Origin of the sequence: Tumidithrix elongata BACA0141, assembly GCF_036349135.1 — a bacterium.
Lineage (GTDB): Bacteria > Cyanobacteriota > Cyanobacteriia > Pseudanabaenales > Pseudanabaenaceae > Tumidithrix > Tumidithrix elongata.
On the sequence record NZ_JAZBJZ010000003.1, the window covers coordinates 43,073 to 59,719 of the forward strand.

The 16,647-nt window shown below is 45.3% G+C and carries 13 protein-coding genes; 5 read left to right on the plus strand and 8 right to left on the minus strand.

Annotated features, from left to right (window positions below; genetic code table 11):
* Positions 1 to 87: 87 nt before the first annotated feature.
* Both V2H45_RS01415 and V2H45_RS01420 read right to left on the minus strand, forming a co-directional pair.
* A complete protein-coding gene (locus tag V2H45_RS01415; protein WP_330481820.1) occupies positions 88 to 1,110 on the minus strand; it encodes a glucokinase in 1,023 nt (340 codons plus the stop codon).
* A 51-nt stretch (positions 1,111 to 1,161) separates the two neighbouring features.
* The gene (locus tag V2H45_RS01420) at positions 1,162 to 2,892 is read right to left on the minus strand and encodes a DNA repair helicase XPB (RefSeq protein WP_330481821.1); all 1,731 of its coding nucleotides are present in this window, start codon (positions 2,890 to 2,892) and stop codon (positions 1,162 to 1,164) included.
* Between the two features lie 63 nt (positions 2,893 to 2,955).
* Here V2H45_RS01420 and V2H45_RS01425 point away from each other — a divergent pair, with 63 nt between their 5' ends.
* Both V2H45_RS01425 and V2H45_RS01430 read left to right on the plus strand, forming a co-directional pair.
* Positions 2,956 to 4,242: an AAA family ATPase gene (locus V2H45_RS01425; RefSeq protein ID WP_330481822.1), complete on the plus strand. Its 1,287-nt coding sequence runs from the start codon at positions 2,956 to 2,958 to the stop codon at positions 4,240 to 4,242.
* Positions 4,239 to 4,895, plus strand: coding sequence for a retron system putative HNH endonuclease (locus V2H45_RS01430; RefSeq protein WP_330481823.1), 657 nt, complete (start codon positions 4,239 to 4,241; stop codon positions 4,893 to 4,895). Before V2H45_RS01425 ends, V2H45_RS01430 begins: the two co-directional genes overlap by 4 nt.
* 8 nt (positions 4,896 to 4,903) lie before the next feature.
* Here the strand turns inward: V2H45_RS01430 and V2H45_RS01435 are convergent, their stop codons facing one another.
* From V2H45_RS01435 to gndA, 4 genes are all read right to left on the minus strand, one after another.
* A complete protein-coding gene (locus V2H45_RS01435) occupies positions 4,904 to 6,760 on the minus strand; it encodes a hypothetical protein (protein WP_330481824.1) in 1,857 nt (618 codons plus the stop codon).
* Positions 6,761 to 6,826: 66 nt separating this feature from the next.
* Entirely contained in the window at positions 6,827 to 7,996 is a 1,170-nt protein-coding gene (locus V2H45_RS01440) for a CO2 hydration protein (protein WP_330481825.1), read from the minus strand.
* A gap of 119 nt (positions 7,997 to 8,115) precedes the next feature.
* Positions 8,116 to 9,078 carry an energy-coupling factor transporter transmembrane component T family protein gene (locus tag V2H45_RS01445; RefSeq protein ID WP_330481826.1) on the minus strand — a complete coding sequence of 321 codons (963 nt, stop codon included), beginning with the start codon at positions 9,076 to 9,078 and terminating at the stop codon, positions 8,116 to 8,118.
* A gap of 239 nt (positions 9,079 to 9,317) precedes the next feature.
* Positions 9,318 to 10,733 carry an NADP-dependent phosphogluconate dehydrogenase gene (gndA, locus tag V2H45_RS01450; RefSeq protein WP_330481827.1) on the minus strand — a complete coding sequence of 472 codons (1,416 nt, stop codon included), beginning with the start codon at positions 10,731 to 10,733 and terminating at the stop codon, positions 9,318 to 9,320.
* Positions 10,734 to 11,180: 447 nt separating this feature from the next.
* Here gndA and V2H45_RS01455 point away from each other — a divergent pair, with 447 nt between their 5' ends.
* Positions 11,181 to 12,335, plus strand: a complete 1,155-nt coding sequence (locus tag V2H45_RS01455) for a hypothetical protein (protein ID WP_330481828.1) — start codon at positions 11,181 to 11,183, stop codon at positions 12,333 to 12,335.
* An 81-nt stretch (positions 12,336 to 12,416) separates the two neighbouring features.
* Here the strand turns inward: V2H45_RS01455 and V2H45_RS01460 are convergent, their stop codons facing one another.
* Positions 12,417 to 12,821 carry a cupin domain-containing protein gene (locus tag V2H45_RS01460; protein WP_330481829.1) on the minus strand — a complete coding sequence of 135 codons (405 nt, stop codon included), beginning with the start codon at positions 12,819 to 12,821 and terminating at the stop codon, positions 12,417 to 12,419.
* A gap of 549 nt (positions 12,822 to 13,370) precedes the next feature.
* Between V2H45_RS01460 and V2H45_RS01465 the strand changes: the two genes are divergently transcribed.
* Together V2H45_RS01465 and V2H45_RS01470 are read left to right on the plus strand one after the other, a co-directional pair.
* Positions 13,371 to 15,803, plus strand: a complete 2,433-nt coding sequence (locus V2H45_RS01465) for an ATP-binding SpoIIE family protein phosphatase (protein WP_330481830.1) — start codon at positions 13,371 to 13,373, stop codon at positions 15,801 to 15,803.
* A 103-nt stretch (positions 15,804 to 15,906) separates the two neighbouring features.
* A complete protein-coding gene (locus tag V2H45_RS01470) occupies positions 15,907 to 16,284 on the plus strand; it encodes an STAS domain-containing protein (RefSeq protein WP_330481831.1) in 378 nt (125 codons plus the stop codon).
* Here the strand turns inward: V2H45_RS01470 and V2H45_RS01475 are convergent.
* Complete coding sequence (locus tag V2H45_RS01475) at positions 16,281 to 16,607, minus strand: low molecular weight protein tyrosine phosphatase family protein (protein ID WP_330481832.1); 327 nt, start codon at positions 16,605 to 16,607, stop codon at positions 16,281 to 16,283. The two genes, V2H45_RS01470 and V2H45_RS01475, sit on opposite strands and share 4 nt — an antisense overlap.
* Positions 16,608 to 16,647 lie beyond the last annotated feature (40 nt).

Here is a 16,647-nt window from a genome sequence, read left to right on the forward strand (position 1 = left end):
AAATTTTCAGTTTATAGCGCCATCCTTTATGAATTTTCGTTTTCCCATAGCGCATGCATCTTGCAGGTAAGATGTTTTGAGGTCGAGTTAGAGGCGATCGGCATAAAGCATGGCTCCAATCAAACCGATTCCAGCATGGGTAACGATGTGAATGGGAATGTTATCCAATAGATAACTGACTCTGCCTTTACGTTTGATTGCTGCTAAGAATTGCGGCTGTTGCAGCAGGGGCAAAATTTTAGGAGCAATACCACCAGCAATATATAGCCCACCATAGGGAAGGAGTCTTAATGCCATATTCCCAGCTTCTGAAGCATACAATTTGGTAAATAGAAGCATGGTTTGCTCTGAGATCACATCCTCTTTTGCCAAGGCGGCGGCAGAGATCGCGGCGGCTGGATCTTGGTCTGATTTACCTAGATCGCAATTGTGAATCAAGTCGCAGATTTGCTCGGACTCCTGCGCAAATTCACTATCTCTAAGATATTGATAGATATCAACGATCCCCCTACCTGAAACCACCCGTTCCACGGACACGCGCGAATAACGTGACAACAGATATTTCAATAAACCAATTTCTATCTCTGTTTGCGGTGCAAAATCAGCATGACCGCCCTCTGATGCATAAACGTCATAGCTGTTCCCACGCCATGTCAAGAATGCTTGTCCTAAACCTGTGCCTGCCCCAAGAATGGCGATCGGGGCTTTGGCGATCGCTTTGCCTTCCTGTAGGGTATATAGATCGGACTTCTGCATTCCCAACACCCCATACCCGATCGCGGCGAAATCATTAATTAATTTCACACCCTCAATATTTAGTTCTTCGCTAAGATGCTGGGACTCTAATAACCAGCCCAGATTGGTTAGCTCGGAAGTTCCATCAATCACGGGGCCAGCAATGCCAAAACATGCTTTACTTGGCTGAGGCTCATAGCCCAGTTCTTCCTGTGCTTGATGTAAAAAGACCCGAACCATTAAGGATAGGTGCTCGTAGGAAGCACTAGGATAACGTGCTTCGAATAAAACTTTAGGGTTCCCTTCTGCTTGTGGCTCGGCTAAGCACAATAGGGTTTTTGTGCCACCTACATCTCCTGCCAGTATGATTCCCATAGAGCGATGAAGTTAAAACTTAGTTTTCTCTAGTCTATACGCACACCATAACTATTTTGGATGATTTTTGCCAAGATCGGCGATCGCAATATGATAGGTGTAACCTTGCTCGGTCAAAAAAAGTTGGCGATGACGGGCAAATTCTTCTTCACAGGTCTGAAGCGTAACGAGGCTATAGAAATGGGCGTGATGTCGATCGGCTTTTGGTCGCAAAATTCGCCCCAGCCTTTGGGCTTCTTCTTGGCGAGAACCGTATTTTCCTGACACTTGAATGAGTACATCGGCATCGGGCAAATCTACGGCGAAGTTGCCGACCCTCGATAAAATTAGCCCTGCAATTTGTTTATGACGAAAGGCTTCATAGAGGCGATCGCGTTCGCTTTGCTTGGTTTTGCCAGTAATTAAGGGCAACTGGGTGAGGTTGGCAATCTCTTCCAATTGATCGATATATTCTCCGATAACCAGAATGCGATGCCCTGCTTCTTTGGTCAGCAAAGTTTGAACGACTTCAAATTTAGAGGGGTTTTCGGCGGCAATCCGAAACTGCATCCTTCGCGGTGCTAGTGCATATTCCATTTGACGCGCTTCCGTCTGTGCGATTCGGATTTCCGTACATTCGGCGATCGCGATGAATCCCTGACTCTCTAGCTCCCGCCAAGGCACATCATAACGCTTAGGCCCAATCAGGGCGAACACATCCCCTTCCTTCCCGTCCTCGCGAATTAATGTGGCAGTCAGTCCTAACCTTCGCCTTGCTTGTAATTCCGCCGTGATCCGAAATACAGGTGCGGGCAACAGGTGAACTTCATCATAGATAATCAAGCCCCAAGCTTGGGCATTAAACAACTCAAAGTGAGGGAAGTCGCCTTCTTTTTGAGAACGATAGGTCAACATTTGATAGGTGGAAAGCGTCACGGGTGCGGTTTGCTTGGACTCGCTACTGTACTCCGCGATCGCGTCTTCAGGCAGATCGGTCTTATCGAGCAATTCTCTTCGCCACTGGTGCACAGATGTAAGGCTGCTTGTGAGAATTAGGGTGTTTTGCTGCACGAGACTGATGGCAATCATGCCGACAATGGTTTTCCCCGCACCACAGGGGAGCACAATCACGCCACTGCCCCCTCGAACGCGACCCGATTGATAAAAAGCTTCGGCTGCTTCTTTTTGATAGGTACGCAAGCTAAAAGACTGACCAGATTGGGTTTGCGGTCGCAGGGCGATCGCTAGAGCGTCCCCTGCAATGTAGCCAGCCATGTCTTCGGCGGGATAGCCTACGGCAACCAGTGCCTGCTTAATCAATCCGCGATCGACTGGGTCAATTTGGAATCGCAACGGATCGAGCCGAACTCCTAAAAATGCCTTAACGCGATCGTCTCTGACTAATAACTCAGCGAGAGGCAAACTGGCAACGCGCAATTGTAGGGAGGGAATTTGTGATAAAGATTCTGATTCTGTGAATTCTGTAGTCTCTAGTCGCTCGATCGCAGTCAGTCCGTAACGCTCACCTAAAATCTGGATTTCTTGCAGAACTGCTTCAGGGGCAGGATATTTGGCATAGGTTTGCAGTGCCGCGAGCATTTCCGCGATCGCCATGCCTGTCGCACGAGCATTCCAAATACTTAGGGGGGTAATCTGATAGGTATGAATGTGTTCGGGACTTTTGAGCAGTTCCGCAAAGGGGGCGATCGCGGCTCTAGCTTTCTCAGCAGTTGGTGCGTGAACTTCTAATAAAATGGAGCGATCGCTCTGCACGATCAAGGCATTCTCAGCAATATAGGTCATAAGCTCAAAACCAACTCATAAGGCAGCTAAAATATTATGTTACTACCCCCACAAGGTTAATCTATGCGCATAGAAGAACTGCATATCCAAAACTTTCGAGGCTTCAAAGATCTCACGCTTAAATTTCCCTCTAATCTAGCCGTCCTGATCGGCATAAATGGCTCTGGTAAGTCTAGTATTCTTGATTGTCTTTCTATTCTCCTACTTCAAGTTATACGTCCTCTCTATACTAATTCTACTGAAATCGACCCTGTATTTTTCAGTGAAAGCGATATTTCTAATAGTTGTAAAAATACTTTAAATACTATCTCAATATCATTTCTTGGAGAATATTCTAGAGAATTGAAAAAGCTTGTATATTGCTTTTCTTATCCTGTTGGTAGTAGTGAAGAAGCATCTCTTGACAAGGAACGTAGTGATTTTCAAGCAACACAAGATTTTAGTAGTTTCATCTTAACAAAGATAGAAAAAGATCGAGCCCACAACATTCCATTAGTTGTCTACTATACTACGGATCGTAAGGTTAGTTATTCACCTTTAAAGAGGGAGGTTGATAATCGCAATATACTTCATAGACTACCTCAGTTGCTTGCTTACAAAGATGCTATCAATAAGAAAATCAGTTTTGAAGATTTTTTTATATGGTTCAAGCAAAAAGAAGATTTAGAACTTGAACATAAGGCAGATAATTTTGGCTATCAAGATAAGGAGCTAGATGCTGTAAGAGAATCAATCATATCCATCTTGCCTGATTTTACGGATTTAAAGGTCAAACGATCCCGAATGGAGATAGTACTTAAAAAGCAAGGGCAAGAGCTAGTTCTTAATCAACTTTCTGATGGGGAGAAAAACTTATTGGCAATGATTGGAGACTTGGCTAGAAGATTAGCGATCGCAAATCCTAGCTTAGAGAATCCTTTACAGGGTAGTGGTATCGTCTTGATTGATGAAATAGAATTGCACTTACATCCTCAGTGGCAGAGGAGAATTATACCTGCGCTTACTCAAACATTCCCTAATTTACAATTCATCGTTACTACGCACTCGCCGCAAGTTCTTAGTAATGTAAGGAAAGAGAATGTGTTTATTCTGGAAGACTTTAAACTCGTAGAGAATACACCCTATACATACGGCAGAGATAGTAATTCGATTTTATATGAATTAATGGGCGTAGAAGAGCGAATTCCAGAAATAAAACAAGAGTTAGATGCTTGCTTCGATTTAATCGATCGCGACGAGATAGAAGAAGCAAAGGAAAAGCTGCAAGAGCTATCAAAAAAGCTTGGACAAAACGACCCAGAAATTATCAGAGCTAACACACTGATTGACTTTTTTCATAGAATCGGATGAAACGAATTATCAAGGGTTCAGAACCACCTGATTTGCTCAAATATCGACTAACTAAAGGAGCAACCTATGCAGATTATCGCCCCAAAGAACCTCTTAAAAAATCTCTGTTGATTGAGCAAGGATATATCTGTTGCTTCTGTATGCAGAGGATTTCAGAGTCTAATATGGAAATAGCTCACTGGGAACCGATAGATGTAAACCCTGCACGGCAATTAGACTACAAGAATCACCTAGCTTCTTGTGCTGGAAACCGAGGAAGCCGATTGGCATTACAGCACTGTAATGCTAGACAGGGAAACACTATGCTGACGATCAATCCTGCCGATCCCGTTCGAAATTGTGAAGACTATATCAAATACAGAAGTAATGGTGATATTTACTCAGATGATGAAAATGTGCAGAAAGATCTGACTGATACGCTCAATCTTAATATGGAATCTGATACGCTCAATCTCAACATGCAAACGTTGAAGGCAAATCGCCGAAATGCATTAAATACAGTGATAGAGGAGTTAAACAAACTATTCCCGAACAAAAATTGGTCAAAAACTGAAATTGCAAAAAAAATTAGCGACTGGAGCCGTAAGAATATAAACGGGCAGTACCCAGAATACTGTCAATTTGTGACTTATATTCTAAGCAAGCGCCTGTAAGTTCTTTCCTATCTAGATAGTGGGATGACGTAACCCATTTGGCGCAGAGCACTACGAAATTTAGTTTCGTTTTCAGAGAGAACGACCAAATGGCGATCGCCTGCTAACTGACAGAACTTCTTGGTGCGGGAATCATTGGCAATCAGTACTGCCAAATTCGCTTGATTGCATTCGATCAGTTTTGCTGTTCCCAGATCTCGCAGACTATTTGTGCGCTCTTTGGCATCTGAGAAAAATTGTGTTGCGGTCTGAGGTAGCGCTGTGCTGCTCTTTGCCGTCAAAAAATCTAGCAACTCGTCAATCGAATGTCCACTCTCTTGGGCTGTAAAGAGTTTTTGGCGATCGAGTCGCCAGACAACATCCGAGACTTTCTCTGTATAAAGGTCGAGAACGAGCGTATCTACGGATGTCAAGCCCTCACCACTTGCCACGATCTCTAAATTAGGCAGCACCTGCAAAACAGGACGAGAGGGAATCGCAGAAGGAACGTACTCCTTTTGCAGATCCAAGCAATAAGCACCCAAAGAGTTGAGGCGGAAGTACATTAAGCCATCATAGCGACTGAGAAAAGTGAAATCCTCTGCTCCAAAAAAAGAGCTAAAGCCTTGCTCTGCTTGACCGGGGTCGATATATGCCACATCAATAATGCCGAGCGTTGCGGCATACTCAAACAACAAGCAACGCATGTAGCGTTCTTGCAAGATTTTCCAATCGCCAGAATCGTATAAATTGCCATAACCCGATTCGCTAATGTAGAGATGTTCGGCCGATCGCGTAACCTCAAATCTGCGGTTGGTTGCCAGCATAAAGCGAGAAAACTCATCAAAAGCGATCCACATTCCCACTGGACATTCTGTCAGCACCGTATTAATCACAGCCCGTCTGCCTGCTACAGCGGTCATACTTCGTGCCCCTTTGCCTGTTTGACCTTTGATATGATCGATGCGACGAAATTCATCGAGCAATGTTGTTTTGAGCCAGCGTTTCCAAATCGTTTGGATGGTTTTGGCAGGAGGGTCTTGTAATGCCTTGAGTCCCGCTTTTGAGAGGACTAACTTCTTATTGGAGATCTCAACTAGGTTAGCTGCTTGTACGAGCATTGCCCAAGCAAAAGCTTTAATTGCACCGATTTCCTCAAAATAACTCTTGGCATCAGCACGCTGTTTGCGCTGTTCGTCGTCATAAAAGTCTTTGTTTTGGAGTATTGCCGCGATCGCTTTGATCGATGCCGCACCTGGCAGGGAAGTTTTATCGCTAACACTAATTTTCCCAGATTGAATCAATCGTAAGATGCCGCCCAAATCGTGAGGGGCTGAGCGTTCCATTTCGCATACCGTTAATGGAGCCTCTTTGATAATTATTTTTCGTCCTTCCCTCAGATTCGTGTAACGCGGTTCATGCCGAATCATGACCGTCTCAGGCAGACTATCGCCTGCTTGTTTTATGAGCGTCGGTTTGGGCTTGGGCGCAATCTTGAGCAGAGCCAGCTTAAGATCGGGTGGCATCTCATCCTGGTAAAAAAATAGACACAATAAGGAAGGTTCGCGATTCCATCCGTAAGTGCTGCTACTACCCCAATTAGGGGCTTCCCCATACTTGGCGACAAAAGCATCATGTTGATAGAAAGGACTGGAGGAATGGACGACCTCGGCGATCGCTGCCTGTTGGAGCTTGTCGAGTTGCGACCAAAGACTTTGCAGCTTTTTACCTTGCATAGACTCACAAACCAAAGCGATCAAATCGGCTTTGCGAGTTGGCTTGGTTCCCGTATTTAAAAGTGCCACAAGTTTTTTTATGTAATCGGCACTCTCTCGCTCTAATCCTTGGGCGAGACTGGTGAGGGGGGCTTCTTGGTAACGTGGCATGGCAAAGCTACAACAAAAATTACTTACTGTTTAGCCTACCATTTGTGTCTCAGACTTCTTTTAACACTAAACGTTCAGAACACTAATATCTTGGACAGTTAGGATGCGCGATGCCGCCAGACGTTTGAGCCATCCCTGTAAATATTTGCGATTGGCTGCCTGCTGTTCGGGTTCTTGGGTATCGATCGGGAAGGGAGCTAGGGCTTTAATTGCAGCAGTCGTTACGCAAAACATGGACTTCTGAAACGATACGCAAATTTTTACGCGCAGATCGACTTCGCCGCGAACGCCTAACTTATAGAAATCATGTAGGTATTGAGGCAAGAAATGACGCATATCCTGCATCAATAATGTGGGTGGAATTCCAGCTCCACCCACTGGTAAGGGATCGGCGTACAAAACACCATAGTTGAACTGTGAAATTTCATAGGGGATTTTTTGCACCAAAGCGTTATCCCTAAAATTGTCTTGCGCGTTATAAGAGATCGTGCCACGAAAAGGAAAAGAACGGAAAAAGACAGCTTCTACATAGGGAATCGCCGTATCGTTGAGAAAATTTAGCCCTGCGGAAGCGGGCACGATCTCATAATCTTGCCCTTTAATTTTGACGGTATAGGTAAAAGGCTTTGCTGCCGCCCCTACCAAGCCAGCAATTACGTGATTCACTACATCGGCAATAGTTTGAATTTCGCCACGATCGTAGCGATCGCTCAGATCTAAAAACATTGGCGACATAAATGACCAAAAAAAGCCAAGCGCATGATAATACGCCATTTGTCGCATCTGTTCGGGCAGAAAATTGGGAAATAGGCGGTGTAGCCCTTGCATCAAGAAATTTCCCTTGAGTTTGGCAGCGATCGCCACTTCCACCTTCTGACTAAAATCTTCGGAGTCTAAATATTTATCGAGCCCACCGCCGCCATGCCAGAGCATCGCTCTCATGCAATATTCTGAAAACTCAAGATTGATGCGATCGTGCCACAAATGTTGAAGTAATTTTTTTGCCGAAACATCACCGTTAAAGTACTTAAAGAAGGGGAAAAGTACTAAAAATTGACTTTCGGAAATATAGGTCAAGTTCCGCCAATAAGCATCCAAAACATGACCGTAGCTTTTGAGAATGCCAACCACCTCCATGAGATTTTCTTTAGACTCAGGTAGGAGTGCCCCACCTGTTTGGAGGCGATCTAAAATTTCGGTCAAGGTTGGGTTAAGGGGGGATCTGGTAGTGCTCATTAGCTCATTTTATCAAGCAAAGGTCAGAATCACGGATTAAAGGAGTTCTCTGATTTATGGAAAAGATAAACATCCGTGTAATTTCATAATCTATGAAATTCGTAATTCTGACAATTTCTTTAGCCCTCACCAGCTAGCCAAAGCCTCACTCCCCAAGCTAGCAGTAAGATTAGGGCGGTTAATACATCTCGAAATACGAGTTTAAGCGGATTCCAGCGAACTTGATGGGTATTAGGTGTCGTAAACCCGCGAATTTGCATAGCACTTGCGGTCTGATCGGCTCGGATAAACAAATTGTCAATCAGCCTTTCTGACAACAAGAGCCAAATTTGGGTTGAGCGCTTGAATCCCAAGCGTTTCCAGTTAATTGCCCTCGTGCGTATTGCTCTGACTAAATTCTGCACCTCTTCTAAAACTAAGGGGACAAACCGCAAAGCTAAGGTCAAGGTCAGCGTAATTTCGACGATGGGAATGCGAAAGCGGCGTAGCGGTAGCGTTAAGGCTGTGATGCCTGCGGTTATTTCCTCGGGGGAGGTGACTAATAAAAATAGGGTGGGCGAATAGAGAAAGGTGAAAATTAGCGTGCTGACCCGAATGCCAAGATCGAGCGATCGCCTCGTTACTTGCAGCCCCCCTGCTTTCCATAGGACGTATTTATAAGGGTTTGGTTGGGGCAATGTTGGGGCAGGAGCAGGTTGTACCTCAGGTGCAGGAGTTGGGGATGCTTGGGATGCGATCGGCTTGATTGGGGATGCGAGCGCAATGCTGTCAATAGAAGGGCGACGGGGCTGAGGGTTGACATTTAAGCCATCGGGCGAAAAGGTGGCAATCAGTAAGGTCATAGAAGCCAGTAATAGCAGCAAACCCATCTGCTGTTTCCAGACGCGCCAAGGTACTCGGGTTGATAACGTCAGCACAATTAAGATGCCCACCATCGAGATTCGCCATGCTTGATTGGCTTGGATCGGGGAGAGCAAAAAGGTTAACAGTGCAAATAGTTTAATTCGCGGATCGAGTCTGTGCAGCCAAGTAATTGGCTGTTCTAGATAAAGCCCTATAGGAAGCGATCGCAGGATGTCCACGTAATAAACCTTAGTACTAAATGCTTACTAGCCACAAAAGCCCCTCTTCTACAATGTCTAGAAGCTACTATGCCCAAACAAGATTACCCCACCCTAACCCTCTCCTAGTAAAAGGGAGGAAACCAGATTCCCGATTCCCCCTTGGACAAGGGGGAATTAAAGGGGGTAAGTCCGACTTGTGTTTACACTGTAGTCTAAATGCCTAGAAGAGGGGCAAGGAATAATCACTTAATTTTGACTTATTTTGTCCATTCCGTATGGAAAGAACCGGGCTTGTCGATCCGTTCGTAGGTGTGAGCGCCAAAGTAATCGCGTTGGGCTTGGGTGAGGTTTTGGGGCAAGCGATCGCGGCGATAGCTATCAAAATAGTCTAGAGAAGCGCTAAAGGCAGGGATGGCAATCCCCAACTGTGCTGCTGCCTGCACGACTTTGCGCCATGCTGCCTCTTTGGTTAAGATCGTTTGCTTAAAGTCTGGATCGACGAGCAAGTTTGGTAGCTCGTGATTGCGCACAAAGGCATTTTTGATCTTGTCTAAAAAGACGGCACGAATAATACAGCCACCTTTCCAAATCCGCGCAATCTCACCGAGGTTTAACTCATACTTAAATTCTTTAGAGGCAGCCGCCAACAGCGCCATTCCCTGAGCGTAAGAGCAAATTTTGGAGCAATATAGCGCATCCCGCACGGCATTGGTGAATTCGGCGCGATCGCCATCATATTTCGCTTGGCTCGATGTCGTCAGTATTTGTGAAGCAGCAACCCGCTCTTTTTTGTAAGAAGACATGACTCGTGCTGTCACAGCCGCAATCATTGTAGGAATGGGGACGCCCAGATCGAAAGCACTCTGGACAGTCCACTTGCCCGTGCCTTTTTGTCCAGCCGCATCCAGAATCTTGTCTACGAGCGGATCGCCTGTCTCGTCATCGATCTTGGCAAAAATATCGGCTGTGATGTCGATCAAAAACGAGTCTAGTTCGGTCGATCGCCAAGCATTAAAGGTTTCGTGGAGTTCGGCGGCTTCCATGCCCAAGCCAGTTTTGAGCAGGTCATAGGCTTCGGCAATCAACTGCATATCACCATACTCAATGCCGTTATGTACCATTTTGACGTAATGCCCCGCACTGCCAGGCCCAATGTAGGTAACACAGGGACCATCAACCTGCGCCGCAATTTTGGTGACAATGCTTTCAATTTCCGCATAGGCAGTTTTTTGTCCGCCGGGCATCAGACTAGGCCCATTCAAAGCACCTTCTTCGCCACCACTTACGCCCATGCCAATAAATTGGAGATTTGCGTGCTCTAGTTCGATCGTGCGGCGATCGGTGTCCGTAAACAGGGAGTTGCCCCCATCAATAATGATGTCGCCTGGTTCGAGCAATGGTTTAAGCTCATTAATCACACCATCGACAGGTGCGCCAGCCTTTACCATGATCATGACGCGGCGGGGACGCTCTAGGGAGGCAACGAGTTCTGGAATTGTATAGGTAGGTTTGACATTTTTGCCCGCAGCCCGCGTTTCCATAAACTTATCAGTTTTGTCACGACTGCGATTGTAAACAGCTATTGAGAACCCATTGCGCTCAATGTTTAATGCGAGGTTCTCACCCATGACAGCTAGACCAATTAGACCGAAGCTTTGTTTATCAGATGTCATAAAATAATCTCAGTGAATAGGTTTTCGCTTTGCCATCCTGATTTGCGCTTTTTCAATGCTTTTAGACTTAATTTATCGAAGTACAGGATGATTAAGTATTGGCGTTAAGAAAGCAATCCAGCTTCAGGACAAATTTATCCTAATCGCTCTAAGCTTGACCCCTTGCAATCCTTTGTTAATCCTTAATACCTTGGCTTGCGATTTGTCGTAAATCATACAGTTTTGACACTTTTTCTCAGGAGGTTCTATCTCACAGCTTGATAAGGGTGTATATTTATCTAAATGTGTAGCGCCGTTCCTGAAATCTAGGCAAATATGCCTAAGTTACAGAGCGTTTTAGGGGGAAAAGCTTCTGTAACGAACTTTTCTAGCGTTGCTCACTTAAAATTGTGTTTGTATCTGTTTGGTCTAGACCTCATTTAGACTTGGGGTGATTTGGAGGTTATCATGAGCAAAATTAATAAGCCTAATAAACCCGATAATTCAGCTAACCGCCCACTCAATCGATCGCAACCTCCTCAACCTCCAGCTAGAGAGTCGCAAAAGTTAGAAGTCATAAAAATTATTAGCCCTGCGCCCATCGAGCCTGTCGATCCGCTGAAGGCTAAAAATATCGAAGCCGATCAACCTAATGATGCCGGTATTAATAGTAGTTCTGAACAGGGAAATTCTGAAAATGCCCTAGAGCGTCAAACTAGGTTAATCGCTAAAGCAGTGATGTCAGCCTCTAAATCATCGAAAAACGATCGTGAAATAGAGTCAATCGCGACAGCAGATAGTCATACCGATCGCTCAGATGCAGAAGATAAAGAAAGGTTACAGCCCATTCCTCCTGCAACGGAGGCAATGCAGTATCGTGCGATCGGAGTAATTCGCGGTCGTTACGTTTCTCAAGAAGATAACTTTAGCAAAGGGCAATTGTTTGCATCAGACGGTACGGTGATTGATGCAGTTTTGTTAGGCAAGATTATCTCAATTGTCAAAAAACGTCTTGACATGGAGAAAGAATATCTTTGGGTTGTCTATCCACGCACCAACGATAAAACTGGGGATTTGCATATTCAGATTGCGGGGGTCTGGGCTCCTGTCGAAATGGGTAAATCCGATCAGCCCATCGATCCTGGGGTCGAAGATGGATATTTCTCTGTGCGGGGTGAAGTAATCAATCAATCGGTAGAACAAAATGCGATTTTGATTAAGGTCTGTCGAATCGAGCAAAAGCCTGATAAGAAAAAGAAAAGTACTGGTAAGTCATTTAATAAGTTTAAGCTCAGACTGGCTGGACTCTTACCTGCCAATGCTGTGGGGCAGTTTTGGGATATTAACGTGCAGCGTCAGAATAATGTCCTAAATATTCTTGATGGTCAGTTTATCGCTCAGGTTCCGATGAAAAAACCTTTCCGCAAACCTGGTGGGCGATCGCCAAACAAAGGCACTTTTTCCACGAAGCCCAGAAAAGTCATCGATCAATCGGGCAAAGTCACTATCGTGAATCCACAAGCAGCACCCTATAAGCCCCCTGTCCGCCAAGGTAGCTCTGAAGAGCGTCCGCGTCCGATTATCAAACGTGCCCAACCACCGATCGGCAGCGATCCAAGCTAAGTCGTTGGGACAAAAGAAGAGGCAATTCATGAATTGTCCCTTCTTTTGAGCTGTCTTACTATAGCTAGGCTGAAGGTGGAGCTAGGCTGAAGGTGGGGGAATAATCTCAATTCCGTAGTTAGGGGCAGTAGCAAGAATTTTTTCCAAGTCTGCCGCGCTTAAAGACGGAGACTTGCCCACTTGGCTATCTGCGGACTTTCCGACTTCAGCAATAAACTTCTCAAATCCTGCGGGAGTTACCCAAACGAGCAACTTTGCAGGTTCCGAGCTGATGTTGGTAAACCGATGAAGCTGACCGATGGGGGAATAGAGAAAGGTTCCAGCCGTGGCAACCAGCGTTTGGTCGTCGAGTTGAAATTCCAACTCCCCCGATTGAATGTAAAACGACTCATTTTCTCGACTGTGACGATGAGGGGGTGTACCGCCACCATGGGGCGCAACGATGACTTCGCAGAGAGCATAGGCTTGCCCTGTCTCTTCACCCACTGCTTTAAATGTATGTAATTGCTCAACTTAGTAAAATCAACAAAAAATGACTGTCAAAAAGTCGATTTTACCTCTATTTTATCTATATATCAGCAAATTATCGTTTGACAAATGAGAATGGTGTCATTTAGCTAGTTTTTGAGACAATTTATAGGCTGAAACCCTGATTCCTTCTAGGTTGAGCAATTACAAATGTATAAAGGTCGCGATCGAACCAATAGGAAGATCCTTGTCCTGGTTGCTGCAAAATGGCATGTCGATCGAGGGTCATGATAATGCATCCATTAACTATAGAATTTTAAAAATCTTGCCTGCTATGCAGGACATCCAATTTAGACTTTTGCCCAAAGACTAGAAACTAAAGACCAGAAACTAGGCTTTTACCAAACGAGAAATAATCTAACGGCTTCGCTTATTTGTCATGATAATTTCTCCAGTCAAAAACTTCAAGTCTCGATATCGAATCTTATTTCTTTAATCTTGGCGATCGCTTGAGCCGATCCGAGCGATTTGGTTTACGATAGACGCGATCGAATGGTGAGGGTAACAGTGAACCTATTACAGCACTTCCGATTTAGAAGTATTACCCATAGGCTGGTTTTTGCCTGTGTAATTGCTGCGATTCTCATTTACAGCCTTTCATTTTGGCGTATGCGCCAAGTTGCCGAAGAACTTGGAGAGAAATGGATAACCTATGTAGCCCAATCTCAAGTTGATACAGTTGCAGCCAAAGTTTCAGGGGTTTTGCGATCGATAGAACTAAACGCGCAGATGATAGTTCAAGTCGGACAGCAAACGAATTACTTTCCTAAAGAATCTGCGATCGCACCTCTGTTAACCTCGGTCGTACAGCAATCTATCGTCAGTGCTGTGGCAATTCGTTCGCCAAATAGTACTGATATCGAACAATTTGGACGAGGTTCCGATCGCAAGGGCATAGATTGGGTATTGGGCGATCGCGACATCACTAACCTTATCGCCCATTGTCAAAGCACTTCAACCGTAACACAGCCTTTTTGGACGCAACCCTATCCACAAAATTCGCTAACTGGTTCCTTAAATGACTCCTTAAATAAATCCTTAGGTGAATCTCAAAATGAATACTTGAGCATAGCCTATTGCGTTCCTCTTCTTCATCGACTAGATCGGGAACCGAGCGTACAAGGGATGTTGGCGATCGAGATTACCCTAGACTGGCTCAAGAAATATGCAAGTGGTAATTCCCCCATTTCGATCCCAATCATTGACCAAGTTGCTCGAATTAAGATGGGGAAACCATTTGCCATCTATCTACCAGCCAGCCAATGGCTGGTGAGTCCTTCAGCATCCATTCAAACAGCATCCATTCAAAACTTGTCTTGGGGTTCTCCCGCGCATACAAGCATACTCAGTCAATCTACTTGGGATATAGCCCCTGTTCCTAAGGTTTTTAAGGATTCCCAAGGAATCCTCGTGTTTATTACTTTACCCGCAACGGACTGGACATTCGGTATCGCCTTCTCAGACTCAGAACTTTGGCAGGTTCATCTTAAGGCGATTCTATTGATTGTGGCATCGATGACGAAGGATATGGGGTTTATGTGCGTGGCGATCGCACTGGTTTCCCGCAGAACTACCCACCCCCTGCGAGCCCTGATCGCGAGCACAGAGGACATTGCACGGGGCAACCTCGATACCAAATTGCCGATCATTTCTCAACATGACGAAGTTGGGCGATTGGGAAGCTCCTTCCGTCATATGCGTGATGCGCTGAAAACCTATATTCAGAAGTTACAGGAAACGACGGTTGCCAAGCAAAAAATGGAGAGCGAACTTTCCATTGCAGGGCAAATTCAATACTCTATGTTGCCCAAAACTGAAGTTGCCGATAGTCCTACCCGACGTTACCAACTCTCGACTTTATTAGAACAAGCCCGTTTAGTGGGTGGCGATCTCTATGACTTTTTCCCAATGGGAGACGATCGCCTGTGTATCATCATTGGAGATGTTGCTGACAAAGGCATCCCAGCAGCTCTTTTGATGGCAAGAACGGTTACCTTGATGCGAACGATGGTGAAGCAGACGAGCACGCCTGTCAAAGCTTTAAGTGCGGTCAATCGCGAACTCTGTATCAATAACGAGGAATGTTTGTTCGTGACGCTATTCTGTGGCGTGCTAGACCTGCATACTGGAACCTTACACTATGCCAGTGCTGGTCACGATCCACCCTTGCTGGTGCGCGATGGGGAAGTTCGATTTTTGGATGTAGAAACAGGCCCACCACTTGGAATTGAAGACGATGCGATCTTTCCCGAATGCGAGTATTTGCTTCAGCACAACGATCTGATCGTTCTCTATACCGATGGGATTACAGAAGCAATGAATCTGGATGGGGATCTATTTTCCGAAGCTCGACTGCTCGATGCGATCGCCTCCTATCCTCCCTCAAACCCTGCCCGCGCGATCCGCACCATTCAGCATTTCCATCGACAGTTTGTAGGAGATGCGCCGCAATCAGACGATTTAACCTTACTAGCCTTGCAGTATCAGCCCTCTAGTCCCTTTCCCCAGATAGTAGAAGTTGTGGAATTGATCATTACGATTAATAGTGAGTTAACTGAATTAGAGAAGGTCAAACAACGCCTAGGAGAAATCTTGCAGACCCATGGGTTAGCGGTGGAATCGATTGAAGACGCTCAACTGATCGTCGAGGAAGTGTTAGTCAATATCATTCAGTATGGTTATGACAACCAAAGTCACCAACGCATCGATCTGCAGGTTAAAATTAGCCCCACTAGTTTAAAGATGACCTTTGAGGATTGGGGTAAGCCCTTTAACCCACTCACGGAGATTGCCGATCCCGATTTATCCGTGATGGATGATGCCGATCGCGAGTCAGGCGGTTTGGGTTTTTATCTGGTGCGCGAATTAGCCGATCGCGTTGACTACGAGCATCGCGATCGCAAAAATATTCTGACGATTTTCCTAACGGTCGCTAAATAAACATAGTGGTGTTCTACAATCGCTTCAGGACTGAGGCTTAGCCATTAAAAACTTACAATACTAAACAATTTAACCAATATTCAACCAATAGCCAAGAAAAACGATGACTCTAAAAATCTCAACAAAACTCTCTGAAGCCACCACCTCATACCTTGTCCTCGATGGTAAACTCGATGCGATTACAGCACCAGAGCTAGAAGAATTTGTCGATCGTAATCTCGACCCAGCGATCGCCACTCTGATCCTCGATCTACAGGCACTTAGCTTTGTTTCTAGTGCGGGGTTAAGAATTTTCGCCAAGCTGCGAAAGATGATGAAATCGAGAGATGGTAAGGCTTTTTTTGTTAACCTCAGTCCCCAAGTTAAAAAGGTTTTTGATATTGTCAAGGCTGTGCCGATCGCCGAGGTTTTTCAGGACATTGAGGAACTCGATGCCTATTTGGCAAACATGCAACGCAAGGATACGGAAGAGCAAGATTAGAATGTTCCTAGCAGTGGCAATACTTTTTTCTTGAGTAACTCCACTAGCGCTGGTTCCATATACGCGTAGCGATCGGGAATATCTAGGCAGACCACTCGTTTATGTTTTAGCCAAGGCTTAAAATCTTTTGAGAGTTTGCCTCGATGCATTTTTTCCATGACAAAAATAATATCTGCCCACTGAATGACCTCTCCACTCAGAGGAGTTTCTGCATCTCGATCTAGTCCCGCCGACTCTACTTCTAATCCCTCATAGGTTGCAAATACTGCCTCGGCGGTGGGGCTACGCAATCGGTTGCGACTGCAAATAAACAATAACTTCATTCAGCTTGAGCTAACTGTTTCAATATTTTTTTAACCCTGC

Excerpts from the sequence above, each read along its gene's own strand:
- V2H45_RS01420 (WP_330481821.1), bottom strand. The coding sequence starts at position 2,892 with ATGACCTATATTGCTGAGAATGCCTTGATCGTGCAGAGCGATCGCTCC.
- V2H45_RS01470 (WP_330481831.1), top strand. The coding sequence starts at position 15,907 with ATGACTCTAAAAATCTCAACAAAACTCTCTGAAGCCACCACCTCATAC.
- V2H45_RS01455 (WP_330481828.1), top strand. The coding sequence starts at position 11,181 with ATGAGCAAAATTAATAAGCCTAATAAACCCGATAATTCAGCTAACCGC.
- V2H45_RS01475 (WP_330481832.1), bottom strand. The coding sequence starts at position 16,607 with ATGAAGTTATTGTTTATTTGCAGTCGCAACCGATTGCGTAGCCCCACC.
- V2H45_RS01440 (WP_330481825.1), bottom strand. The coding sequence starts at position 7,996 with ATGAGCACTACCAGATCCCCCCTTAACCCAACCTTGACCGAAATTTTA.
- gndA (WP_330481827.1), bottom strand. The coding sequence starts at position 10,733 with ATGACATCTGATAAACAAAGCTTCGGTCTAATTGGTCTAGCTGTCATG.
- V2H45_RS01415 (WP_330481820.1), bottom strand. The coding sequence starts at position 1,110 with ATGGGAATCATACTGGCAGGAGATGTAGGTGGCACAAAAACCCTATTG.
- V2H45_RS01435 (WP_330481824.1), bottom strand. The coding sequence starts at position 6,760 with ATGCCACGTTACCAAGAAGCCCCCCTCACCAGTCTCGCCCAAGGATTA.
- V2H45_RS01430 (WP_330481823.1), top strand. The coding sequence starts at position 4,239 with ATGAAACGAATTATCAAGGGTTCAGAACCACCTGATTTGCTCAAATAT.
- V2H45_RS01425 (WP_330481822.1), top strand. The coding sequence starts at position 2,956 with ATGCGCATAGAAGAACTGCATATCCAAAACTTTCGAGGCTTCAAAGAT.